The following is a 22,337-nucleotide window of genomic DNA, read 5'->3' as shown; positions in this document are numbered from 1 at the left end:
TGCTCACTTGTAGGTATCAGGGTAGTCGTGGTACTTGTTGATCTCCACGTCATCGAGCACAGCCAATGCATCGGGCGTGTGCACCGCCAGCGAGCAGTACAGCGAGATCAGGTACGAGGCAATCGCATGGTTGTTGATGCCCATGAAGCGCACCGACAGGCCCGGGCCCTGCTCACCGGGCAGGCCGGGCTGGAACAGGCCGACGACGCCCTGGCGCTTGTCACCCACGCGCAGCAGCAGGATCTTGGATTTGCCATCGGCCACCGGCACCTTGTCCGAGGGGATCAGCGGCACACCACGCCAGGTGATGAACTGCGAGCCAAACAGGCTGACGGTGGGCGGTGGCGTGCCCCGGCGCGTGGCCTCGCGGCCAAAGGCGGCAATGGTGAGCGGATGGGCCAGGAAAAACGCCGGCTCCTTCCAGACCTTGGTCAGCAGCTCGTCGAGGTCATCGGGCGTGGGCGCACCCGTCAGCGGGAAGATGCGCTGGTCTTCCGCCACCTGGGCCAGCAGGCCGTAGTCGGGGTTGTTGATCAGCTCGCTTTCCTGGTTCTCCTTGATGGTCTCGATGGTCAGGCGCAGCTGCTCCTTGATCTGGTCATGCGGGCTGCTGTAGAGGTCGGAGACGCGGGTGTGCACATCCAGCACGGTGCTGACGGCGTTGAGGAAGAACTCGCGCGGCTGCGCGTCGTACTCGACAAAGGTGCGCGGCAGCTGGTTCTCATGGGTCTTGGCGGTGCAGGCCACCCGGATGTCCTCGGGGTTCTTGACCTGGTTGAGGCGGTAAATACCCGCCTCGACCGGCACCCACTGCAGCAGGTGGGTCAGCCAGCGCGGGCTGATCGTGGAAAGCTGGGGAACGGTCTTGGTGGCGTTGGCTAACTGCCGTGCAGCACTGTCGCCCAATGCGGTCGTACCGCCTACATTCGCTGTCATATTTCTCTCCGGTTGCGCGTGTGAATGAACAGGAAAATCATCGCTGGCGGGCGCTGGCGCCTCAACCGGCTATCGCCGCCAAGCGCCGCATATGCTGGGCCCGCACCAGGTAGTGCTGGTGCAGCTCCTCGCCGCGCAGCACCAAGGTGGACTGCGGCACCTGCAGCGCCTGGGCCAGCTTGCCGATGGTGGCCAGCGACACTGCGACCTGTCCCCGCTCGACCTCGCCAACATAGGAGCGGTTCAGATCGGCCTGCGCGGCCAGCTGCTCCTGCGACCAGCCCATGGCCTCGCGCGAGCGGCGCACGGCCAGGCCGAAATGGTGGGAGAAATCATTCATAGCGCAGCCTCCTCGGCGGGCAAGACGGTCTCGCTCCGGGAGCGCTGCGCAGGGTTCTGTGCAGCGGCCTGCAGCGAGGCCTGGGTCACATGGGCGCCGGCGGCCACGCTCTGGGTCAGCCAGACATTGCCGCCAATGACGGCGCCAGCGCCCAAGGTGACGCGGCCCAGAATGGTCGCGCCCGCATAGATCACCACGCCGTCTTCGACGATCGGGTGGCGCGGCTGGCCCTTTTGCAGATGGCCTTGTTCGGTCTGCACAAAGCGCTTGGCGCCCAGGGTGACGGCCTGGTAGATGCGCACCTTGCGGCCGATCACGGCCGTCTCGCCCACCACCACGCCGGTGCCGTGATCGATGAAAAAGCCCTCGCCAATCTGCGCGCCGGGATGGATGTCGATGCCCGTCTCGCTGTGCGCGAGCTCGGCCACGATGCGGGCGAGCAGCGGCAGCTGCAGTGCATAGAGCTGGTGCGCAATGCGGTGGTGGATCAGCGCGAGCACGCCGGGGTAGCACAACAGCACCTCGTCGACGGTGCGGGCAGCCGGGTCGCCCTCGTAGGCGGCCTGCACATCACTGTCGAGCAGGCGGCGAATGCCGGGCAAGGCGAGCGCAAACTGGCGCGTCAAGGCCTGGGCCTGCTCCTCGGTGCCCGCCGGGCTGCGCTGGGTGTAGCGCAGCTCCAGCGCAATCTGGGTCTGCAGCCGGTGCAAGGCGGCATCGAGCGTATGGGCGACATAAAAGTCCTCGCTCTCCTGCAGCAAATCGTGCGGGCCCAGCCGCATCGGGAACAGCACGCCTTTGAGCAGGCCCAGGGTCTGCGCGAGCGCATCGCGTGAGGGAAACTCACGCCCGCCGGGCTCCTGGCTGCGCTGGTGGGACTCGCGCCACTGGCGGCGCTGCTCGGCCAACTGTGCGGCCACTTCTTGGATGGGAAAAGGGGTGGTCATGGCATACCTTCGTGGGAGGATCAACGCGCTTAGTGATGGGTCAGGGCCTCAGTCCTGCACCCAGGGCAGCTGGTGGAAGCGCCAGCCATCGCCGTGGCCGCGCTGCTGCAGCGCATCCAGCTCGCCTTCAAAGCCCTCTTGCACGTTGAAGACATGGCGAAAGCCCGCCGCCTCGGCGGCCTGGGCGGCCAGCACCGAGCGTTTGCCGCTGCGGCACAGCAGCAGCGCCACGGCGTCCTTGCCGCCGTGGGCGGCCAGGCGCGCTTCGAGCTCGCGCACAAAGCGCGGGTTGCGGGTCAGCGCCGTGCCCGTCGCCCAGGGGACATGGATGCTGCCGGGCACATGGCCGACAAAATGGCGCTCCTCGGCCGAGCGCACATCGACCAGCACCGCCAGCTGCTGCTGCACCAGTTGCCAGGCCGCCACCGGCGGCACGCTGCCGGCATAGCCCAGGGACTGCTCGTTCGCCGTTTTCCAGGCTGCCTCCAGCACATCGGGCAGGCTGATATCGGTTGTCGTCATAAAACGCCTCTAAGGTCAAATGGATGGGGATAGCCACCAATTTAGGCCTCTGGACGCCGTTGGAACAGGAATAAAAATGCGCTTGTACATGCGTTTTTCACATATACGAGGCCAGCCACCTGCGGCCTGCGCCTATAGATCTATTCACTGAATAAGGCTATATTGAAATCAGAGCCTCGCAGTGGACTGCAGCCCTTCAGCCCCGGCCCGCTGCGCAGTTCTGCGGTCGCAGTGCAACAGGCCAAGCGCTGCGGTCCTTCCTCAAAACAGGGCTGCAATGCCCGCTGTTGGCACCCTGCACTGTGCTGGCAACCGGCAATGACAGCCTCCTACAGGAGACAAAGATGGCTGTCATTACCCATTCCCATGATCTGCGTTCGTCCGCCCAGGCCGGGAGCCCCCACCGGCGCCATGTCAGCGCCAAACGGGTCTGCCTGGGCCTCGTGCTGCTGTGCGTGGCCATCGCTGCACTGGCCCTGCCGCTGGTGCGCGACGGGCTGCAGCTGATCCAGACCCAGCTGCACTGGCCTGCGCTGTCTGGCTGGCTCGCCCAGGCGCCCATGGCCAGCTGGCTGATGATGTTTGTCTGGGGGGCGCTGGTGCCGCTGTCCTTGATCGCAATGCTGCGCTACCACCGCAATGCGCTGGGGGTCGTCGTCGCGCTGGCCTTTGCCGCCGTGGCCGTCATCTGGTATGTGCATATGCCCGCCCAGTCGGGTTGCGCTGCGCAGTACAAGGACAGCATCTGGTGCTCGGTCATCGCCTGGGGCTACAGCCTGAGCCTGGGTATCAGCAATGCCGTCTACCTGTTTGCACTGGTGATGGCCTTGCTCGGCGGCATCAGCGTGGCCGCGATTCCTGAGGACGATGAAGAAGACTCTGGGCAGCAAACGGCCGCCCAGTAAAAAACGCTCAGCGCTGGGGCATGTCGCGGTCGGTGTAGCACAGGCTCACCGTCGCGTCGCCCGGGATCGGCGGCATGCTGGCATTCCAAGCCTCCCAGGCGGCCACCATAGCCTGCAGGCGCTCCGGTAACACGGTCGCCAGGTTGGCACGCTCGCGCTCATCGGCGCGCAGGTTGAACAAATAGTCCACGCCGTCGACCCGCAGGTATTTCCAGTCGCCATCGCGCATCGCGCGCTGGCCCCGGTGGTTCATGCGCCAGAACAGCGGCTGATCCTGGTGCCAGGCCACGTCCTGCAACAGCGGCAGCAGCGATTGTCCGTCCCAGGGGTAGTCGGCAGCGGCCTGCGCCCCGCCAATGTCCAGCATCGTGGCGCTCCAGTCCATGGTCATGCAGGTCTGGCGGCTCTCGCCCGCAGGGGCGATGACGCGTGGCCAATGGGCCACCCAGGGCACGCGGATGCCGCCCTCGGTCAGGTCCATCTTGCCGCCCACCAGCGGCCAGTTGTCCGAGAAGCGCTCGCCGCCGTTGTCGCTGGTGAACACGATCAGGGTGTCGTCTGCCAGCCCATGCGCCTTGAGGCGCTCCACCAGGCGGCCAATGCCTTCGTCCATGTGGTGGATCATGCGCTGGTAGCTCTCGACATTGCCGCCATGCAGGTGGTAGATGGCCTGCTTGTTCTCCACCAGCTCGCGCGACAGCGCCTCGTCGTCCCGGGTTTCCCAGGGCCAGTGCGGCGCGGTGTAGTGCACGCTCAAAAAGAAAGGCGTCTCCTGCTGCGCGCCAGCTGCCATGCGGTCGATATAGTCCACCGCATAGTCGCTGATCAGGTCAGTCAGGTAGCCGGGCTGCGCACGCTCGGCCTCGCCAAACCAGAGGTCATGCTGGCCGTTGGCACCACAGTGGCTGAAGTAATCCACCCCGCCCGACATGGGCCCGAAGAACTCCTCGTAGCCGGATTGGAGCGGGCTGAAATGCGGCGGGTAGCCCAGGTGCCACTTGCCCATCAAGGCGGTGCGGTAGCCTGCTTCTCGCAGCAGCGATGGCAAAGTGGGGTGGCTGGGCGGCAGGCCCAGGTCCGGGTTGCCGCGCGTGGCGGTGCGGATCGGCTCTTCAGCCGCGCCGCGCAGGCGGTACTGGTAGCGCGCCGTCATCAGCGCAAAGCGTGTGGGCGAGCAGACCGGCGAGTTGGAATAGCCCTGCGTGAGCTTGAGGCCCCCGGCGGCCAGCGCATCGATGTGCGGCGACACGGCCCCAAAGCGGGCATGGCGGCCGCCATAGCAGCCCAGATCGGCGTAGCCCAGGTCATCGGCCACGATAAAGATGATGTTCGGTCGTTTCAACACGGGGTCTCGCTCACAGTCATGGCAGGCCGGCACCCCATCGGTGTGCGATCTGCGCCTCGTCATTCAAGGGCTCAGGGCTTGTAGCCCGACGCCTGGATCACCGGCGCCCACTGCTTTTTGTAGGCCTGCAGTGCCTTGGCGGTCTGCTCGGCGCTGCTGGCCACCGGGTCCAGGTAGTTGGTCGCAAACTGCTTGTGCACGTCCGGATCCTGCATCACCTTGTGGATGGCGGCGGCATAGCGCTGCACCTGGGCAGCGGGCATGGACTTGGGCGCAAAGAAGGTGTTCCAGCCCGCGGCAGACAGGTTCACTCCCGCCTCCTTCAACGTGGGCACATCGGGCACGGCCGCGTTGCGGGCATCGCCACTGACGGCCAGCAGGCGCAGCTTGCCCGCCTGGTGCTGCTGCACCAGCGTGTCGAGCGTATCAACGGCAACCGGCACCTGGCCGCCCATCAGATCGGTGAGCAGCGGGGCCGAGCCCTTGTAGCCCACCGCTTCGGCCTCGACACCAGCTTGCTGGCCGAGCATCAGCGCAAAGAAGTGCGGCAGGCTGCCAGTGGCAGGCACGCCGATATTGGCCTTGGCCGGGTTGGCCTTGAGCCAGGCGAGCAGGTGCTGCATTTCCTTGACCGGCACGGCGCTGGACACTGCGACGCCAAACACATAGCGGTTGACTTCGCTGACCGGCACAAAGTCCTGCTCGGCGTCGTAGCCCAGGTTGTTCACCACCAGCGGCGCCACCACCATGACGGCGGGGTTGGCCAGCATCAGCACCGGCTGGTTGGCGGGCGCGTTCTTCACAAACTGCGCGGCCACGCGGCCGCCAGCGCCCACCTTGTTGTCCACGATCACCGTACTGCCCAGGCTGGCCTGCAGCTTGTCAGCCACGATGCGCGCGACACGGTCCGTGGCCCCGCCGGGTGGGTAGCCCACGATGATGCGCAGCACGCCGTCCTGGGCCTGCGCGGGCAAGGCCCACAGCGACGAGGTGGTGGCCAGCACCGAGGCAGCCATGGCTGCGGACTGGCCGAGAAAATGACGACGTTGAACCATGGGGAGAGTCTCCGATGCTTATGAACAGGGGCCGCATGGGCGGCCAATGCCCTCTATGGTGCCGCGTTTGATCTAGCCTAAAGGCATAAGCTTTTTCAGCCTCCGCACAAGCGCCAGCGCAGCATGTCTGCACTGTAGAAAACCAGGGCACAATTGTTCTAATCAACCATCGCCCGGATTTACCCGCAGTGCCGCCCAGCCCTCTTGCCGATCCGCAGCAGCCCAGCGACCTGCTGCTCTACCGCCTGGCCAAGCTCACCGCGTCGGCGGGCCGGCTGGTCACGCGGCTGTGCGAGCGCCACTACGGCATCACCCGGCGCGAATGGGGCGTGCTGATGTGGCTGGCGCGCCAGCCCGGTCTGCAGCCCTCGCAACTGGCCGATCTGCTCGAACTCGACCGGGCCCGCATCTCACGCGCCATCGCCTCGATGCAGGCCAAGGGCCTGCTGCACAAATCCACCGAATCCAGCAACCGGCGCCGCGCCGCGCTGCAGCTGAGCCCTGCCGGCCAGCGCCTGCATGATGCGCTGCTGCCCCAGGTGCGGCGCATCAACACCGAGCTGGTGGCCGCGCTCGACGCCGATGCGCTGCAGCAGCTGGACCAGAGCCTGCACAGCCTGCAGCAGCAGGCCAACCGGGCCGCGCAGGACGACGCCAGCGATGCGGCCTTTCCGCCGCGCCAGTCCGGCCACCGCCAGAACCACCTGGGCTGAGCCGCCGCCGGGGCGCAATCTGCGCGAACTTTGATCCATACCCTACCCGGGCAAACCGGCATCGCTGCCCAGGCATCGGCAACTGCGCGACAATCCTTGCCCATGAGCACGACATTTGCACCGCTGAGCAACGACACCTTCTTGCGCGCCTGCCGCCGCCAAGCCACCGACTACACCCCGCTGTGGCTGATGCGCCAGGCCGGCCGCTACCTGCCCGAGTACAAGGCCACGCGCGCACGCGCTGGCAGCTTCATGGGGCTGGCAACGAATGTGGACTACGCCACCGAGGTGACCTTGCAGCCCCTCGAGCGCTTTGCGCTCGATGCCGCCATTCTCTTCAGCGACATCCTGACGGTGCCCGATGCGATGGGCCTGGGCCTGTCGTTTGCCGAAGGCGAAGGCCCGCGTTTTGCCCAGGTGGTGCGCGACGAGGCCGCCGTGCAGGCGCTGGCGGTGCCGGATATGGACAAGCTGCGCTATGTGTTCGATGCGGTGACCAGCATCCGCCGTGCGCTTGGTGGCCGGGTGCCGCTGATCGGTTTTTCCGGCAGCCCCTGGACCCTCGCCTGCTACATGGTCGAAGGCAAGGGCAGCGATGACTACCGCCAGGTCAAGTCGCTGATGTACAGCCGCCCCGATCTGATGCACCGCATCCTAGAGGTGAATGCCGACAGCGTGGCCGCCTACCTCAACGCCCAGATCGATGCCGGCGCGCAGGCCGTGATGATTTTTGACAGCTGGGGCGGTGTGCTGGCCGATGGCGCGTTCCAGCAGTTCAGCCTGGCCTACACCAGGCGCGTGCTCAGCCAGCTCAAGCGCCACGGCGCCGATGGCAGCGATGTGCCCCGCATCGTGTTCACCAAGGGCGGCGGCATCTGGCTGCCCGAGATGCGCGATCTGGACTGCGAGGTGCTGGGCCTCGATTGGACCGCCCACCTCGGCAAAGCCCGTGCCATTGTCGGCGGCGAAGCCGGTGGCCCGGGCAAGGCGCTGCAAGGAAATATCGACCCCAATGTGCTGTTTGCACCGCCCGAGCGCATTGCCGAGCAGGTGCGCCATGTGCTCGAGAGCTTTGGCACACCCCATACCGACACCAGCCGCCCCGGCCCCACGCATATCTTCAACCTGGGCCATGGCATCAGCCAGTTCACGCCGCCCGAGCATGTGGCCGCGCTGGTCGAAGCGGTGCACAGCCAGTCGCGTGCGATGCGTGCTTGATGGCGGCGGCTGAGCGCTGCTATATCGCCCAAGCAAAAGCCCTGCCGTTTTAAATGGCAGGGCTTTGTTGATGGGGCAGAGAGCGTCGCTTCTCAGCCCTGCGGCGGCCGGTTCGCAATGGTCTGCAGCAGGTGCTCGGTGCACTGGACCATGCTGGCATGTTGCTGCGCCTCCTCCGAGGGGCACAGCGCCGCTTCGGCATCCGGCCCACCGGGCACGGAGACCCAGTGCAGGCGCGCGCCCAGACTGGCAGCGGCCTGCAGCAGGCTGGCGCTGCGGGCAATCACCGCGACCTTGCCCGCTTCCATGTTGAAGCGGTCCAGAATCTGGCGCAGCAGCGCGGCCTGGGCGTCCAGGCAGTCGCAGTGGTCATCGGGCGGATGGGGGCAGAAGAACACCGCATCGACCTTGGCGCCGACGGTGGCCAGCTCCTTGTACATCTGGCGGTGGTAGTCATTGAGTGCGGCGCAGTCGTAGAGGCCCCGGCCCAGACCGGGCTGGTTGGCCACCAGCACCACATGCCAGCCAGACAGGTTCAGCCGGGCGATGCTGATAGCGGCATCGGGCATGGTCTGCCAGTCCTGGTGGCCGCTCAGCTGGCCCAGCACCGGCTGGCCGACAATACCGTCACGCTCGAGAATCGCAAGTTTCATCACAGGCTCCCTCCGAAGACAGGCTGCGGCACGCGGCCCTGGCGGGCGGCAGCCATGCACAATGGCTGCGCGCCCATCCAGCTTATCAGGCAGCGACCAGGCGCGACAGATCGGCGATACGGTTCATCGCCTCATGCAGGGTCGCCAGCAGGCCCAGGCGGTTGGCCTTGAGCGCCGGGTCTTCGGCATTGACCATCACATGCTCAAAGAAGGCATCGACGGGCGTGCGCAAGGCCGCCAGGGTCTGCAGGCTGGCGGTGTAATCGCCTTCGGCAAACTGGGCATCGGCCTTGGGTGCCACGGTCTGCAGCGCGGCAAACAGGTCCTTCTCAGCCTGCTCCTGCAGCAGCGCTTCGTCCACGCGGGCGCGCACCGGGCCATCGGCCTTCTTCAGGATATTGCCCACGCGCTTGTTGGCAGCGGCCAGTGCGGGGGCCTCGGGCAGCGCGGCAAAGGCACGCACGGCTTCCAGGCGCTTTTGCACATCGGCCAGGCGCTGGGGACGGTAGGCCAGCACGGCCTCCACTTCCTGCGCACCAAAGCCTTGCTCGCGCAGGCTGCCGGCCAGGCGGTCATAGATGAAGTCGGCCAGCGCGGCGCTGGCGTCTTCGATCTTGTCGCCAAAGGCGGGCAAGGTGCTGACCAGCAGGGTGTCCAGGTCCAGCGGCAGGTCCTTTTCGACCAGCATGCGGATGACGCCCAGCGCGTGGCGGCGCAGCGCAAACGGGTCGCGGTCGCCGGTGGGCAGGTTGCCGATGCCGAACATGCCAACCAGGGTTTCGAGCTTGTCGGCCAGCGCGACGATCACGCCGACTTCGCCACGGGGCAGCACATCGCCGGCAAAGCGCGGCTTGTAGTGGTCTTCAATCGCGTCGGCCACTGCCGCATCGAGCTGGTCGTTGAGCGCGTAGTAGCGGCCCATCGTGCCTTGCAGTTCAGGGAACTCGCCCACCATGTCGGTGATCAGGTCGGTCTTGGCCAGCTGCGCGGCCTGGTCCACCTGCTTGCCCAGCTGGGTGGCGCCCAATTGTTGGGCAATGCTCTTGGCGATGGCGCGCACGCGCTGCACGCGTTCACCCTGGGTGCCCAGCTTGTTGTGGTAGACCACCTTGTCCAGCGCTTCGACGCGCGAGGCCAGCGTCTTCTTGCGGTCCTGGTCAAAGAAGAACTTGGCATCGGCCAGGCGCGGGCGCACCACGCGCTCGTTGCCGCCGGTCACCGCCGATGCGTCGGCCGGGCTGATATTGCTCACCACCAGGAACTGGTTGGTCAGCGCGCCATCGGCAGCGAGCAGCGGGAAGTACTTCTGGTTGGCCTTCATCGTCAGGATCAGGCACTCCTGCGGCACACCCAGGAATTCCTTCTCGAACGCGCAGACCAGCACATGCGGGCGCTCGACCAGGGCGGTCACTTCGTCCAGCAGTGCTTCGTCGTCGATCGGCTTGACGCCGCCGCCCACGCGCTCGGCCGCAGCCTGCAGCTGGCGCACGATCTCGGCCTTGCGCTCGTCAAAGCTGGCAATCACCGCGCCCTGCTCGGCCAGGGTCTTGGCATAGCTGTCGGCATCGGCAATCACCAGCGGATCGACCAGCGCTTCAAAGCGGTGGCCATGGGTGGTGTTGCCGGCCTTGAGGCCCAGCGCTTCGATCGACAGCAGCACCTCGGTGCCGTGCAAGGCCACCAAGCCGTGCGCCGGGCGCACAAACTGCACGCTGCTCCAGCCGGGCAATTCGCAGTTGCCTTCGAGCTGGTAGGTCATGACCTTGGGGATGGGCAGCTTGGCGATGCTCTCGGTCAGCGCCTTTTGCAGGCCTTCGGCCAGGCTGACGCCAGCGGCCGTGCTGTCGTAGAACAGCGCTTCGGCCTTGCCATCCTGAGCACGCTTGAGCTGCGGCACCACCGAGGCATCGGCGCCCAGCGCGGCCAGCTTCTTGAGCAGGGCCGGTGTGGGCTGGCCATCGGCCGACAGGCCGACTGCCACGGGCATCAGCTTTTGCGACACCTGCTTGTCAGCGGCGCGCGGCAGCACGTCGGTAATCAGCGCGGCCAGGCGGCGCGGCGAGGCATAGGCCGTCAGCTGCGAGCCGTCACCGGCCAGGCCCTGCGCTCGCAATTGCTGCAGCAGCACCTGGGCAAAGGCATCGCCCAGCTTTTTGAGCGCCTTGGGGGGCAGCTCTTCAACAAACAGTTCAACCAGAAGATTGGGAGAGGAAGTCATCAGGATTTCCGGGTATGGCGCAGCGCGAAGATGGACAGGCCCAGGGTCAGCAGCGGGAACCATACGTTGTAGAGTTCACTGACCAGGACCTGCACACCGCGCTGCGAGAAAAAGCGGTCTGCAGCAATGGGCGAGACGGCAATCGGTCGCCAAGGGCTGAAAAAACGTTCGGAGCTCAAAGGCCACAACAGGGCAATGCCGCTGCCGCCGCTGGTCATCATGTCCAGCAAGGGGTGCGACAAGGTGCAGAAAAACACCCAGGCAAAGCCGGCCAGGCGCGGCACTTTCCACCAGCGCGACAGCCACAGGCCCAGCAGGCCCATCAGCAGTGCAAACAAGGCCGTGTGGGTGATGCCACGGTGGGCCCAGATGCCACTGCCGGCGCTGCCGAACTGGTAGGGAATGCCATCGAAATCCGGCGCAATCGCGGCCAGCGCGCCCACCAGCAGCATGCTGGGCGGCACACGGCGGCTGCCCAGCGCCAGCGCTGCGGCAACCGGTACGGCGACATGCGTGAAGATCGTGGGCATGGGCAGCGCGGCGGGGCGTGTTTAGGCGGCAGCCTTGGGCGGGATCTGCGCGACCCACTCGCGCGGCGCCATCGGGAAGCCCAGGCGCTCGCGGCTGTCGTAGTAGCTTTGTGCTACGGCGCGCGCGAGGTTGCGGATGCGGCCGATGTAGGCTGCGCGCTCGGTCACGCTGATCGCGCCACGCGCATCGAGCAGGTTGAAGGTGTGGCCGGCCTTGAGCACTTGCTCATAGGCGGGCAAGGCCAGCTGCTGCTCCATCAGCAGCTTGGCCTGCTTTTCATGGGCGCCAAAGGCCTGGAACAGGAACTCCGCATCGGAATGCTCGAAGTTGTAGGTGGACTGCTCGACCTCGTTCTGGTGGTAGACGTCGCCATAGGTCAGGCCATCGGTCCACTGCAGGTTGTAGACGTTGTCCACGCCTTGCAGGTACATCGCCAGGCGCTCCAGACCGTAGGTGATCTCGCCGGTCGCGGGCTTGCAATCGATGCCGCCCACTTGCTGGAAATAGGTGAACTGCGTCACCTCCATGCCGTTGAGCCAGACTTCCCAGCCCAGGCCCCAGGCGCCCAGGGTCGGGTTTTCCCAGTCGTCTTCGACAAAGCGGATGTCGTTCTTCTTCAGGTCAAAACCCAGCGCTTCGAGCGAGCCCAGGTACAGATCGAGGATGTTGGCAGGCGCGGGCTTGAGCACCACCTGGAACTGGTAGTAGTGCTGCAGCCGGTTGGGGTTCTCGCCATAGCGGCCATCCTTGGGGCGGCGGCTGGGCTGCACATAGGCGGCTTTCCAGGGCTCGGGGCCGATGGCGCGCAAGAAGGTGGCGGTGTGCGAGGTACCTGCACCCACCTCCATGTCATAAGGTTGCAATAGCGCGCAGCCCTGGTCGGCCCAGTACTGCTGCAGCTTCAAAATGATTTGTTGGAAATTCAACATGGAGAGTCTGGTGGTGGACGCAGCCTGCTGCTGGCGGCCCGCGAAGTGGGCGCGCAGCGACAAGATCGGACTGCATGCATGCCTTGCTGCCTGTCTGCACCAGCAAAGCGGTCAAAAACATTTGATTTTAGTGCTTTCAGCCGCGCCATGGGCGGCGATAGCCGAGCGCATCAGGGGCCAGAGCCGCCAAGCGCCATCCCTTGGCAAGGCGGGCAGGTGTTGGCGCCGCGCCTGCGCTGCATCAGAGGTCTCATTTTGATAGCACACCAGGCCCGCTGACGGGGCTAAAAGAAAAGCGCCCGAAGGCGCTTTGTCAGAGGGGATGGCCGGTGGTGGCGATCAGGCCGCTTCCCAGCGCTTGAGCACCAGGCAGGCATTGGTGCCGCCAAAGCCAAAGCTGTTGGACAGCACCTGCTTCAACTCCGCCACGCGCGCCTTGGTAACCAGCGGCATATCACCCACCGCAGGATCAGGGTGGTCCACATTGGCCGAGCCGGCGATGAAGCCCTTCATCAGCATGATGAGGCTGTAGATCGCCTCCTGCACGCCAGTGGCACCCTGCGAGTGGCCGGTCAGCGACTTGGTCGACGAGAACGGCGGAATGCGGTCGCCAAACACCTTGCGGATCGCGTGCAGCTCAGGCACATCGCCCACCGGGGTGGAGGTGCCATGGGTGTTGATGTAGTCGATCGGTGCGTCCAGGCCTTCGATGGCCTGGGCCATCGCGGCGATAGCGCCTTCGCCCGACGGGGCCACCATGTCTTCGCCGTCCGACGAGATGCCGAAACCGACGATCTCGCCCAGGATGGTGGCGCCACGGGCCTGGGCATGCTCCAGGCTCTCGAGCACCAGCGCACCGCCGCCGCCGGCAATGACAAAGCCATCGCGGTCGCTGTCATAGGGGCGCGAGGCCTTGGTCGGGTCGTCGTTGAACTTGCTGGACATCGCGCCCATGCCATCGAACAGGATGGCCAGGCCCCAGGACAGCTCTTCGCCGCCGCCGGCAAACATCACATCCTGCATGCCCCAGGAGATCTGCTGGGCGGCTGCGCCCACGCAGTGCGCCGAGGTCGAGCAGGCCGAAGTGATCGAGTAGTTGATGCCCTTGATCTTGAAATTGGTCGCCAGGTTGGCCGAGACGGTCGAGCCCATGCAGCGCGTGACCTGGTAGGGCCCTACGCGGCGAATGCCTTTTTCACGCAGGGTGTCGGCCGCCTCGATCTGGTTGGCCGGCGAGCCGCCGCCCGAGCCCATGATCAATCCGGTGCGTGGGTGGCTGATTTGTTCGGGTGACAGGCCTGCCTGGGCAATCGCTTGCTGCAGCGAGATCTGCGCGTAGGCGGCAGCATCTCCCATGAAGCGCAATTGCTTGCGATCAATGAACTCTTCGACATTGATGCGCGGAATGCCAGCGACCTGGCTGCGCAGGCCCATGTCCTTGAACACCGGCATGTGATCGATGCCGGAGCGGCCTTCGCGCAGCGAAGTCTCCACGGCTTCCAGCCCCACACCGATACAGGAGACGATGCCGGCCCCTGTAATAACCACCCGACGCTTCATGCTGCGTTTTCCTTGCCGTCGCCCTCGCGCAGGAACAACCCCACACGCAGGTCGTTGGCGACATAGATTTCCTTGCCGTCGGCGAGCAGTCGTGCATCGCCAATGGCCATGTTCAGTTTGCGCTTGATCACGCGCTTGATGTCGATTTCGTAGGTTACCAGCTTCACGTCGGGGCCGACTTCGCCGGTGAACTTGACCTCACCGGCACCCAGGGCGCGGCCCCGGCCTGGCAGGCGCAGCCAGGTCAGGTAAAAACCGATCAGTTGCCACATGGCGTCCAGGCCCAGGCAGCCGGGCATCACCGGATCGCCCTGGAAGTGGCACTTGAAGAACCACAGCTCGGGGTTGACGTCCAGCTCGGCGACAATCTTTCCCAGCCCGTGCGCGCCGCCGTTTTCGCTGATCTCGGTGATGCGATCGAACATCAGCATCGGCGGCAGTGGCAAACGGCCACTTTCAGGGGTAAACAACTTGCCCTCACCGGAGGCGATCAGTTGTTCATAGGAAAAAGATTCAGCCATTGTCAGTCCAACTTCTGGTGGCGGTCACTCCGCCGCATTTCTCTGATGGTGCCCAGGCACCATTACCTGCAGGTACACATTATCCCGCTTCTGGGCCCGAACGTGCGAGACAAAGCCGTGGAGTGCGCTGTGCTTTGTGCCCCAAACCCGGGCTATCTGCGTTTTTTAACAGCAATTACATTTGCCAATGGCGGGGGTCTTCCAGCTGCCGCTACACGGCCCGCCGGGGGCAGACGCCGTCATCTGCCGGTAATTTACCCGCTTAAGACGGCATCTGCAGCGCCGGCTGAGCGCCCGGTGCTCAGCGCCGCCGGCCCAGCCAGGCCGCCAGCAGCACCAGCACACCCAGGCCCCACAGGGGCCAAAGCCCCCAGCGACCGGCCCACTGCGCAAACCAGGTCGGACCCGCATCCACGCCCTGTACCTGCGCTTGCAGCACCGCGCGGCTTTGGTGCGGCAGGATCTGCTGCACCACGCCAGCCCGGTCGATCACCGCCGTGGCGCCGGTATTGGTGGCACGCAGCATGGGCCGCGCCAGCTCCAGGGTGCGCATGCGGCTGATCTGCAAATGCTGGTCGATCGCAATCGAATCGCCAAACCAGGCGATATTGCTGGCATTGACCATGATCGTCGGCGATTGCGCACTGTCGACAAAGCGGCTGGCCAGCTCTTCGCCAAACAGATCCTCGTAGCAGATATTGGGCGCCCAGCGCTCCCCCGCCCAGGCCAGCGAGGGCTGGTTCATGCCGCCCCGGTTGAAATCGCCCAGCGGAATCTGCATCAAATCGGTGAACCAGCGGAACATTGGCGGGATGAACTCGCCAAAAGGCACCAGGTGGTGCTTGTCATAGCGGTAGGCCTCGGCACTGCCGGGCACCAGGCCCACCATCGAGTTGGTATAGCCCTGCTCAAAATCGCCCAGCGGCACGCCGACCAGCGCCGCCTGCTGGCCGCTGGCAAAGCGCTGCTGCAGCTCTTGCCAGTAGCCATGCGGGGTCTGCTGCAGCAGCACGGGGATGGCCGTCTCGGGCGCAATCACCATGTCCGCCTGGCTTTGCTGCAGCTGCTGGGAATACCAGGCCAGCGCCATCGGGATGCCCGAGCTGGCCTGGAACTTCTCGCCCTGCGAGATATTGCCTTGCAGCAACTCCACCGATACGGGCTTGTTGGGCGCCGCCACCACCGAGGCCTGGGGCAGGCGCTGGGCCAGCCAGAGCACCCCGGCCACCGCCAGCAGCGCGACATAGCCCGGCCAACGCGCCACATGCGCGCCGCGCAGCCCCGCCAGCCACATCGCAGCGGCCGATGCGACGGCGCCAATGCCGTAGACACCGATCCAGGGCGCCAGACTTGCGAGCGGCCCATCGACATGGGCGTAGCCGCCGGCCCCCCAGGGGAATCCGGTCCACCACTGGCCGCGCGCCAGCTCGGCCAGCAGCCACAGCGCGGCAAACAGCAGCAGCGCGCCGCTCAGGCGCTCGCCGCGCCAGGCCACAAACAGGCCGCAGGCGACGGCGTAGTACAGCCCCAGAAATGCCGCCAGCCCCAGCACCGCCAAAACCGCCAGCGGCGCTGGCAAGCCGCCATAGGTGTGCATGGAGATGAACAGCCACCAGAAGGTGGCGCAGAGCCAGGCGCAGGCAAAGGCCCAGCCGATCAGCAGCCCGTGCCAGGGCCGCTGCACGCGCATCAGTGCCGCGGGCAGCACCGCCAGCGACAGCAGCTGCAGCCACCACAGCGGCTGGCCATAGCTGGCCGGGAAACCATCACTACGCCAGGGCCAGGCCAGCGACCAGGCTTGCAAGACCCCGGCGACCAGTGCCAGGCAGGCCCACAGCCAGGGAAAGCGGCGGGGTGACTCAAACAGGGAATAAGAAGAATAGGACGCGGGCACAGGTCAATCAGGGTTTGGCAGGGGGGAACCACCGCGCGCTCTTTGGGCACGGCCGCTGGGCGCACTATACGCGATCCCCCTCTGGAGCGGGCAGCGGCGCGGAGGGCCCAGCGCAGCTGCCGGCTACGTCGGGCAATGGTCGATAGAAAATAACAAATGCAGCAAATTCGCTACAAAAGAGAATGCATTTGAGAACAATTATCGATTGCAATATAAAATTACAAACTAGTTACCCATCACTTCTGCCAACCCCTTTCACCCTCCCCAACCATGCAATACGCACGCTACACCCCGGTGGTTCACGCCGTTCTGCTGGCCATTGGTGCCATCGGCTTTGCGGCCCCTGCCTTGGCACAAACGGCCGACACCACCGACACCGCGGCAGCCAACGCCAAGGCCGACGCCCCCAGCACCACCTTGGAGACCGTGACCGTCATCGGCTCGGTCAACGATCTGCAAAGCCTGGACTTCTACGCGCCCAACTCCAGCGCCGTGCTGCAAAAGGACCAGATCGACGCGCTGGGCGCGCGCAAGCTCGACCAGGCCCTGCAGTACCAGGCCGGCGTGGTCAGCGAGCCCTTTGGCGCGGACAACAAGGTCGAGTGGTTCAAGATCCGTGGCTTTGACGCCTCGGTGTCGCTGGACGGCACCCCCACCTCGCCCAACGGCTACTTTGTCTGGAAGCCTGAAATCTTTGGCGTGGAAACGGTGGAAGTCGTCAAGGGCGCCAATTCGCTGGTCTTTGGCGCATCCGAATCCGGCGGCGTCGTCAACCTGGTGACCAAGCGCCCCAAGAAGGAACGCGCACTGCAGCTGAACACCGAGGTCGGCAACCAAAAGCGCCTGGGCGCTGGCATCGACTACAACGACATCGCCAATGCCGATGGCACCGTGTACTACCGCCTGGTGGCGCAAGCGCGCCGCGAAGACGGCATGCAGCGCGAAACCAATATGAAGAGCTACTACCTGGCGCCCAGCGTCACGATGGAGTTCACGCCCCAAACCTCGCTGACCCTGCTGGGCAGCGTGCAGCGCGAAGATGGCCGCCCCACCAACGGCTTCCTGCCCGCCTACGGCACCATCACCGATACGCCTTATGGCCGCATCGACCGCCGTCTCAACGCAGGCGAGCCCGGTGTGGACCACCTCAAGCGCACCCAGTCGAGCCTGGGCTGGCTGCTGAGCCACCAGATCAACAGCGACTGGAAGTTCACGCAGAACTACAAGTACACCCACCTCGATCTGGACCAGGTCAACACCTTTGCCTATGGCTCGGACGGTGACCGGACGCTGTCGCGCGGCTACACCTACACCGATGGCAGCTCCAAGAGCCATTACCTGGACAACCGCATCACCGGCAAGCTCAAGCTGTCCGACAGCATCCAGCTGCTGCCCACCTTCGGTATCGACTACCTCAAGTCCGACACCGATGGCCTGAACAACGGCTTTGGCTTTGTGCCGGGCCTGGACATGTTCAACCCCGTCTACGGCGCGCCTTTCGACATCACCGGCACGCCTTATGGCCTGCACTCGAAGCAGTGGGGCGCTTATGCCTCCACCCAGCTGCGCGTGGGCAGCCACTGGAACTTCAACGCCGGCTTCCGCCATGACAAGGCCAAGAACACGGGCTCGGTCAGCGGCTCCGATGCGGCCTACGATGTGAGCAAGAACAGCGTCAACCTGGGCGCGATGTACATCACCGACTTCGGTGTCTCGCCCTACATCAGCTATTCGGAATCGTTCAAGCCCATCACCGGCGTGGACAGCGAAGGCAGGGCCTACAAGCCCTACGAAGGCAAGCAAAGCGAAATCGGTCTGAAGATGGAGCCCACCTGGCTCAACGGCACCCTGACCCTCGCCTACTTTGACATCAAGGAAAAGAACGCGCTGATCTCGGACGCCTCCAACATCCAGACGCAATCGGGCAAGCGCACCAACAAGGGCATCGAGCTGCAGGGCGACTTCAAGTTGGGCGCGGCGACTGCCATCAAGGCGGCCTACACGCACAACAACTCCAAGCAGGACATCTCGGCCACGCAGACCGTGCGCACGCCGCTGATCCCGGACAACCAGGTCAGCCTGTGGCTGAGCCACAGCCTGAGCCTGGCCAACAGCCAGAAGCTGACCGTCGCCGCCGGCGCCCGCTACAACGGCCAGACCGAAGACCAGCGCTACAGCCCCGGCAAGCGCATCTCCGGCTACACCTTGCTGGACCTGATGGTGCGCTACGACCTGAGCCGCGAATGGGCACTGCAACTCAATGCCCGCAACCTGACCGACAAGACCTATGTCAGCGGCTGTGACTTCTACTGCTACTACGGCGGTGGTCGCACGGTGGATGTGCAGCTGCAGTACCAGTGGAAGTAAGCCACTAAGATTGAATGCATAGTGCCAGTGCTGCGGGCCGCGCCCGTGGCACTGGATTGGCTTCTTCTCTGTCTTTCTCTCCATGACGACTTCTTCCGGCAGTGCCGCCCCCTCTGCCGCCGACACCGGACCCGCGCAGTGGTCCTTGCGCGCTTTGCTGACGGTTGTTTTTCTGGGCCTCACCGCCGGGGTGCAGATGAGCGACTATGGCCTGCAGGCCATCTCGCTGTCGGCCATCCAGAAAAGCTTTGCGATCAGCGATGCCGCCATTGGCGCGCTGCAGGGCCTGGCCGGTGTGCTGGTGGGCAGTGCGCTGGCGATTCCGCTGGCGCGGTTTGCCGACCGTTTCTCGCGCAAGCGTGTGCTGCTCTGCCTGATTGCCGCCTCCACCGCGATGATGGTGCTGAGCGCGCTGGCACCCAACTTCCCCCTCTTCTTTCTGGGCCGCTCGGCCGCTGGCATCACCGAGTTTGCGATGGTGCCGCTGGTCTACTCGATGATCCCCGACCTGGCACCGCAGCGCCACCGCGTGCTGGCCAACCTGGGCTTTGCGGCGCTCGTCTCCAGCGGCGCCAGCGCCGGCTTTTATTTTGCCGGTGATATCCAGAGCGCGGCCGTTGCGCTTATTCCGGGTGACATGGATGCCTGGCGCAAGGCCTTCATGCTGCTGTCGGTGGCCGGCCTGCCCTTGCTGCTGGCGGGCCTGTTCACCGCCGATCCGCCGCGCTACATCGCCAGCAGCGATGGCGCCAGCGGTGCCTCGCTGCGCCAGTTTCTGCGTGCGCGCTGGCAGTCCATTGGCCTCTTTGTCGGCATTGCCGGCAGCCTGATGATTGCCGTGCAAGGCTTGAACCAGCTGATCGCCTTGGCGCTGGAGCGCCGCTTTGAGGCCACGCCCGCCCATATTGGCGAGGTGATGGGCCCGATCCTGCTGGTCAGCACCCTGGGCTGCCTGCCCGTGGTGGCCTGGCTGGACCGCTGGCTCGCCCAGCGCCTGGGCCAGGCGGCGCGCCCGCTGATCATGGGCGTCTGCGCACTGCTGGCCATCCCGGCCATCCTGATGCTGTTCTCCACCGCATCGCTGCCGCAGGCCTTTGTCGTGGTGGGGCTCTTTCTCTTCATCACCTGCACCGCCAATGCGCTGGTGCCGACCATGCTGCAGGACCTCACCCCCGCCGCCTTGCGCGCCCGCATCTTTGCGCTGTGGAGCTTTGTGGTCTCGGTGTTCAGCGCGCTGGGGCCGCTGCTGGCGGGCTTTATCTCCACCTGGGTGGTGCAGGGCCATTTGCTCAGCGCCATCTCGGTCACGGCCGTTCCGGCACTGCTGGTGTCGGCCTGGTGTGCCTGGGGGCTGTTCCAACGCAGCCGGCCCCAGGCAGCGCTGCCACGCTAAACAGCTGGCGGCTTGCCGGCCGTGGCGCAGTGCTGGGCAAAGGCCCAGAGGCGCGCGGCCTGGCCCAACACACTCTCCTGCTGGTCGCTTTCCTGGTGGCCGCTGTCCGGGTTCAGCAGCAACAAGGCGGGCGCCGCGCTGGTGGAGCGGCGGCGCACATTGGCCATCAGTTTGGCCGGCTCCCAGTATGGCACGCGGTCATCCTTCAAGCCGGCGGTGCACAGCAGCGGCGGGTAGGCCGCCTCACGCACATTCTCGTAGGGCGACAGCGCGGCGATGTAGTCATAGGCAACCGGGTCGGCCAGCGGATCGCCCCAGTCCGGGCGCAGCAGCGGCACCAGCGGGTGGTCGGCATCGCTCATGGTGTTGAGCATGTCGACAAAGGGCACCTGCGCGATCACGCCCGCCCAGTGCTGGGGCTGCATGTTCATAGCGCCGCAGACCAGCAGGCCGCCAGCCGATATGCCCTGGGCCACCGTCTGCTGCGGTGTGCTGTAACCCAGCTGCTGCAAATGCTGCGCGCAGGCGATGAAGTCGGTCATCGAATTGCGCTTGTGCTCGCGGCAGCCGCCCTGGTACCAGTCATGGCCCTTCTCTGAGCCGCCGCGCACATGGGCAATCGCATAGCGGTAGCCGGCATCGGCCCAGGCGAGGGCCGGCAGCGAGAACGAGGCCTCGTGCGCAATGCCGTAGGCGCCATAGCCGGTCAGCAGCAGCGGCTGGGGCTGGCTGGCATCGATGTCCTTGCGCGAAAGCACCGTCAGCGGCACCCACTGGCCGTCATCGGCACGGGCCTGCAGGCGCTCGATGCGGTAGTTGGCCGGGTCCAGCCCACTCCAGGTCTCGCGGCCCACCTCGGTCATCTGGCCGTCGGCCAGGCGGATGTCCAGCCAGCGCGGCGGCTGGGCCGGCGTCTGGTGCTTGATGCGCACATGGCTGGCATCCCAGTGCTGGCCGGGCAGCAGGTCCAAGGTGTAGGCGGGTTCGTCGAAGCGGACCGTGGTTTGCGCCCCGTCGCGCTGCAGCAGCACCAGCTGGTGCAGGCCATCCACCCTCTCCAGCCGCACCAGCGTGCTGGCAAAGGGCTGCATCTTGATGATGGGCACGCCATGGCGGTGGGCGGCCAGCGTTTGCTGGGGCTGCAGGTCGGGGCCCAGCCGCAGGATCTGGCGGTCGGTGGCGCCCCCGGCATTGGTCAGCGCCACCAGGCTGCCATTCCATTCGTTGACTTCGTAGCGGATGCCGCGCTCGCGCGGGCGCAGCAGGCGGGGCGCGGCATGCTCCTGGCCGGCGGCAATCAGGTGCAGCTCGCTGGTGTCGGGCCCGAACAGGCTCAGCACCACAAAACCATTGGCCGCCGTGCGCGCCACGCGCATGAAGAGCGCCGGGTCGGCCTCCTCATGCACCAGCACCGGCTGCCCGCCCTGCAGCGCGCTGCGGTAGAGGCGCGAGGGTCGGCTGTGCGCATCGCGCCAGATCCAGAACAGGTCCTGCGACGACGGCGAAAAAGTCAGGCCGCCATAGCCAAAGGCATCGCCCTCCACCAGCACCTGGGTCTGGCCGGTATCGGTGTCGAGCACGCAGATGCGGTGGCGGTCATTGCCGATCAGGTCTTCGGCCCAGGCGTAGTAGCGGTCGTCCGGGCTGGCCTGGTGGTCGGTGGCGCGGTAGTACCGATGGCCCTGCGATTGCACGGCCTCGTCGACCAGGGTCTGCACCCGGCCATCCGAATGGCTGCGCACAAACACCCGCTGGCCGCCCGCCCCGGGCTGGCTGCTGTAAGCCCAGCCTTGCAGTGCGGCGGGCGCAGCCAGCGCAGTGCTGCAGACATGGGCAGCCATCGCATCGTAGAAGCGCTGCGCCGATGCGGCCTGCGGCGCCAGCATCTGCTGCGCATAGTCGCGCTCGGCCTGCAGCAGGCTGCCCAGCGGCTCGGGCAGGTTGTCCATGCTGCGCGTGCCGGTCTCTGGGATGTATTTGAGCCAGGCAAAGTCATCATTGCGGCGGCGGCCCAGCTGTTCAATCCAGTGGTCCTGGGGCGCCGCATGCGGGGCGGTGATGGCCGGCCAGGCTGGCTGCTGAGCCGTGGTTGCGCTATCAGCGGCAGCTGCCGGGGTGGGGGCTTGTGGGGAGGTGGGCATGGAGCAGCATTTTAGGGAGGCTGCGCTACAGCCCTGCCCATAAGGCCAAACACCGGGCAGGCGCAGCGAGCGCCGATAAAAAATGGCAGCGAACCGGGGTTCGCTGCCATGGATTGCAGCCCAGCTGCAGGCGGTATGGGCGCCTATCC

Annotated in this window: 19 protein-coding genes; 5 read left to right on the top strand and 14 right to left on the bottom strand. The window is 65.7% G+C overall.

Annotated features, from left to right (window positions below; translation table 11 throughout):
- Positions 1–3: 3 nt before the first annotated feature.
- The 4 genes from WH265_RS15405 to WH265_RS15390 all read right to left on the bottom strand — a co-directional run bounded on the left by WH265_RS15405 (position 4) and on the right by WH265_RS15390 (position 2,745).
- Entirely contained in the window at positions 4–936 is a 933-nt protein-coding gene (locus WH265_RS15405; protein ID WP_021028781.1) for a family 2A encapsulin nanocompartment shell protein, read from the bottom strand.
- A 61-nt stretch (positions 937–997) separates the two neighbouring features.
- A complete protein-coding gene (locus WH265_RS15400; RefSeq protein ID WP_021028780.1) occupies positions 998–1,276 on the bottom strand; it encodes a helix-turn-helix domain-containing protein in 279 nt (92 codons plus the stop codon).
- Entirely contained in the window at positions 1,273–2,223 is a 951-nt protein-coding gene (gene epsC, locus WH265_RS15395) for a serine O-acetyltransferase EpsC (protein WP_339558848.1), read from the bottom strand. The genes WH265_RS15400 and epsC overlap by 4 nt, the downstream gene beginning before the upstream one ends.
- A 48-nt stretch (positions 2,224–2,271) precedes the next feature.
- On the bottom strand, positions 2,272–2,745 hold the full coding sequence (locus tag WH265_RS15390; protein WP_021028778.1) for a rhodanese-like domain-containing protein: 474 nt from the start codon (positions 2,743–2,745) through the stop codon (positions 2,272–2,274).
- A 344-nt stretch (positions 2,746–3,089) separates the two neighbouring features.
- Between WH265_RS15390 and WH265_RS15385 the strand changes: the two genes are divergently transcribed.
- A complete protein-coding gene (locus WH265_RS15385; protein ID WP_339558847.1) occupies positions 3,090–3,650 on the top strand; it encodes a hypothetical protein in 561 nt (186 codons plus the stop codon).
- 7 nt (positions 3,651–3,657) lie between these two features.
- Here the strand turns inward: WH265_RS15385 and WH265_RS15380 are convergent, their stop codons facing one another.
- Positions 3,658–4,995 (bottom strand): sulfatase family protein, encoded by a 1,338-nt coding sequence (locus WH265_RS15380; protein WP_339558846.1) that lies wholly within the window; start codon positions 4,993–4,995, stop codon positions 3,658–3,660.
- A gap of 71 nt (positions 4,996–5,066) precedes the next feature.
- On the bottom strand, positions 5,067–6,050 hold the full coding sequence (locus tag WH265_RS15375) for a Bug family tripartite tricarboxylate transporter substrate binding protein (protein ID WP_445228537.1): 984 nt from the start codon (positions 6,048–6,050) through the stop codon (positions 5,067–5,069).
- Positions 6,051–6,238: 188 nt separating this feature from the next.
- Between WH265_RS15375 and WH265_RS15370 the strand changes: the two genes are divergently transcribed.
- Positions 6,239–6,763, top strand: coding sequence for a MarR family winged helix-turn-helix transcriptional regulator (locus tag WH265_RS15370; RefSeq protein WP_339558845.1), 525 nt, complete (start codon positions 6,239–6,241; stop codon positions 6,761–6,763).
- Positions 6,764–6,865: 102 nt separating this feature from the next.
- Positions 6,866–7,981, top strand: a complete 1,116-nt coding sequence (hemE, locus tag WH265_RS15365) for a uroporphyrinogen decarboxylase (protein ID WP_339558844.1) — start codon at positions 6,866–6,868, stop codon at positions 7,979–7,981.
- 92 nt (positions 7,982–8,073) lie between these two features.
- On the opposite strand, the gene WH265_RS15360 is transcribed toward hemE, so the two are convergent.
- From WH265_RS15360 to lnt, 7 genes are all read right to left on the bottom strand, one after another.
- The gene (locus tag WH265_RS15360; RefSeq protein WP_339534874.1) at positions 8,074–8,634 is read right to left on the bottom strand and encodes a histidinol phosphate phosphatase; all 561 of its coding nucleotides are present in this window, start codon (positions 8,632–8,634) and stop codon (positions 8,074–8,076) included.
- A gap of 85 nt (positions 8,635–8,719) precedes the next feature.
- Entirely contained in the window at positions 8,720–10,852 is a 2,133-nt protein-coding gene (gene glyS / locus WH265_RS15355) for a glycine--tRNA ligase subunit beta (RefSeq protein ID WP_339558843.1), read from the bottom strand.
- Complete coding sequence (locus tag WH265_RS15350; RefSeq protein WP_339516522.1) at positions 10,852–11,382, bottom strand: metal-dependent hydrolase; 531 nt, start codon at positions 11,380–11,382, stop codon at positions 10,852–10,854. Before WH265_RS15350 ends, glyS begins: the two co-directional genes overlap by 1 nt.
- A 21-nt stretch (positions 11,383–11,403) precedes the next feature.
- Positions 11,404–12,312: a glycine--tRNA ligase subunit alpha gene (gene glyQ / locus WH265_RS15345; protein ID WP_116926715.1), complete on the bottom strand. Its 909-nt coding sequence runs from the start codon at positions 12,310–12,312 to the stop codon at positions 11,404–11,406.
- Positions 12,313–12,651: 339 nt separating this feature from the next.
- Positions 12,652–13,872: a beta-ketoacyl-ACP synthase I gene (gene fabB / locus WH265_RS15340; RefSeq protein ID WP_021028769.1), complete on the bottom strand. Its 1,221-nt coding sequence runs from the start codon at positions 13,870–13,872 to the stop codon at positions 12,652–12,654.
- The gene (fabA, locus tag WH265_RS15335) at positions 13,869–14,393 is read right to left on the bottom strand and encodes a bifunctional 3-hydroxydecanoyl-ACP dehydratase/trans-2-decenoyl-ACP isomerase (RefSeq protein WP_339516519.1); all 525 of its coding nucleotides are present in this window, start codon (positions 14,391–14,393) and stop codon (positions 13,869–13,871) included. Before fabA ends, fabB begins: the two co-directional genes overlap by 4 nt.
- A gap of 301 nt (positions 14,394–14,694) precedes the next feature.
- On the bottom strand, positions 14,695–16,287 hold the full coding sequence (gene lnt / locus WH265_RS15330) for an apolipoprotein N-acyltransferase (RefSeq protein WP_445228536.1): 1,593 nt from the start codon (positions 16,285–16,287) through the stop codon (positions 14,695–14,697).
- A gap of 270 nt (positions 16,288–16,557) precedes the next feature.
- On the opposite strand from lnt, the gene WH265_RS15325 reads away from it, so the two are divergent.
- Together WH265_RS15325 and WH265_RS15320 are read left to right on the top strand one after the other, a co-directional pair.
- Positions 16,558–18,654, top strand: a complete 2,097-nt coding sequence (locus tag WH265_RS15325; RefSeq protein ID WP_339558842.1) for a TonB-dependent siderophore receptor — start codon at positions 16,558–16,560, stop codon at positions 18,652–18,654.
- 82 nt (positions 18,655–18,736) lie between these two features.
- Positions 18,737–20,047: an MFS transporter gene (locus WH265_RS15320; protein ID WP_339558841.1), complete on the top strand. Its 1,311-nt coding sequence runs from the start codon at positions 18,737–18,739 to the stop codon at positions 20,045–20,047.
- On the opposite strand, the gene WH265_RS15315 is transcribed toward WH265_RS15320, so the two are convergent.
- Positions 20,044–22,188: a prolyl oligopeptidase family serine peptidase gene (locus WH265_RS15315; RefSeq protein WP_339558840.1), complete on the bottom strand. Its 2,145-nt coding sequence runs from the start codon at positions 22,186–22,188 to the stop codon at positions 20,044–20,046. The two genes, WH265_RS15320 and WH265_RS15315, sit on opposite strands and share 4 nt — an antisense overlap.
- Between the last annotated feature and the right edge of the window lie 149 nt (positions 22,189–22,337).

Origin of the sequence: Comamonas sp. MYb396 (genome assembly GCF_037479555.1) — a bacterium.
Classification (GTDB): domain Bacteria; phylum Pseudomonadota; class Gammaproteobacteria; order Burkholderiales; family Burkholderiaceae_C; genus Comamonas.
The sequence above is the reverse complement of the archived record's forward strand: the minus strand, read 5'-3'. Positions and strand labels throughout refer to the sequence as shown.

Excerpts from the sequence above, each read along its gene's own strand:
- WH265_RS15405 (WP_021028781.1), bottom strand. The coding sequence starts at position 936 with ATGACAGCGAATGTAGGCGGTACGACCGCATTGGGCGACAGTGCTGCA.
- WH265_RS15400 (WP_021028780.1), bottom strand. The coding sequence starts at position 1,276 with ATGAATGATTTCTCCCACCATTTCGGCCTGGCCGTGCGCCGCTCGCGC.
- epsC (WP_339558848.1), bottom strand. The coding sequence starts at position 2,223 with ATGACCACCCCTTTTCCCATCCAAGAAGTGGCCGCACAGTTGGCCGAG.
- WH265_RS15390 (WP_021028778.1), bottom strand. The coding sequence starts at position 2,745 with ATGACGACAACCGATATCAGCCTGCCCGATGTGCTGGAGGCAGCCTGG.
- WH265_RS15385 (WP_339558847.1), top strand. The coding sequence starts at position 3,090 with ATGGCTGTCATTACCCATTCCCATGATCTGCGTTCGTCCGCCCAGGCC.
- WH265_RS15375 (WP_445228537.1), bottom strand. The coding sequence starts at position 6,050 with ATGGTTCAACGTCGTCATTTTCTCGGCCAGTCCGCAGCCATGGCTGCC.
- hemE (WP_339558844.1), top strand. The coding sequence starts at position 6,866 with ATGAGCACGACATTTGCACCGCTGAGCAACGACACCTTCTTGCGCGCC.
- WH265_RS15360 (WP_339534874.1), bottom strand. The coding sequence starts at position 8,634 with ATGAAACTTGCGATTCTCGAGCGTGACGGTATTGTCGGCCAGCCGGTG.
- glyS (WP_339558843.1), bottom strand. The coding sequence starts at position 10,852 with ATGACTTCCTCTCCCAATCTTCTGGTTGAACTGTTTGTTGAAGAGCTG.
- WH265_RS15350 (WP_339516522.1), bottom strand. The coding sequence starts at position 11,382 with ATGCCCACGATCTTCACGCATGTCGCCGTACCGGTTGCCGCAGCGCTG.
- glyQ (WP_116926715.1), bottom strand. The coding sequence starts at position 12,312 with ATGTTGAATTTCCAACAAATCATTTTGAAGCTGCAGCAGTACTGGGCC.
- fabB (WP_021028769.1), bottom strand. The coding sequence starts at position 13,872 with ATGAAGCGTCGGGTGGTTATTACAGGGGCCGGCATCGTCTCCTGTATC.
- fabA (WP_339516519.1), bottom strand. The coding sequence starts at position 14,393 with ATGGCTGAATCTTTTTCCTATGAACAACTGATCGCCTCCGGTGAGGGC.
- WH265_RS15325 (WP_339558842.1), top strand. The coding sequence starts at position 16,558 with ATGCAATACGCACGCTACACCCCGGTGGTTCACGCCGTTCTGCTGGCC.
- WH265_RS15320 (WP_339558841.1), top strand. The coding sequence starts at position 18,737 with ATGACGACTTCTTCCGGCAGTGCCGCCCCCTCTGCCGCCGACACCGGA.
- WH265_RS15315 (WP_339558840.1), bottom strand. The coding sequence starts at position 22,188 with ATGCCCACCTCCCCACAAGCCCCCACCCCGGCAGCTGCCGCTGATAGC.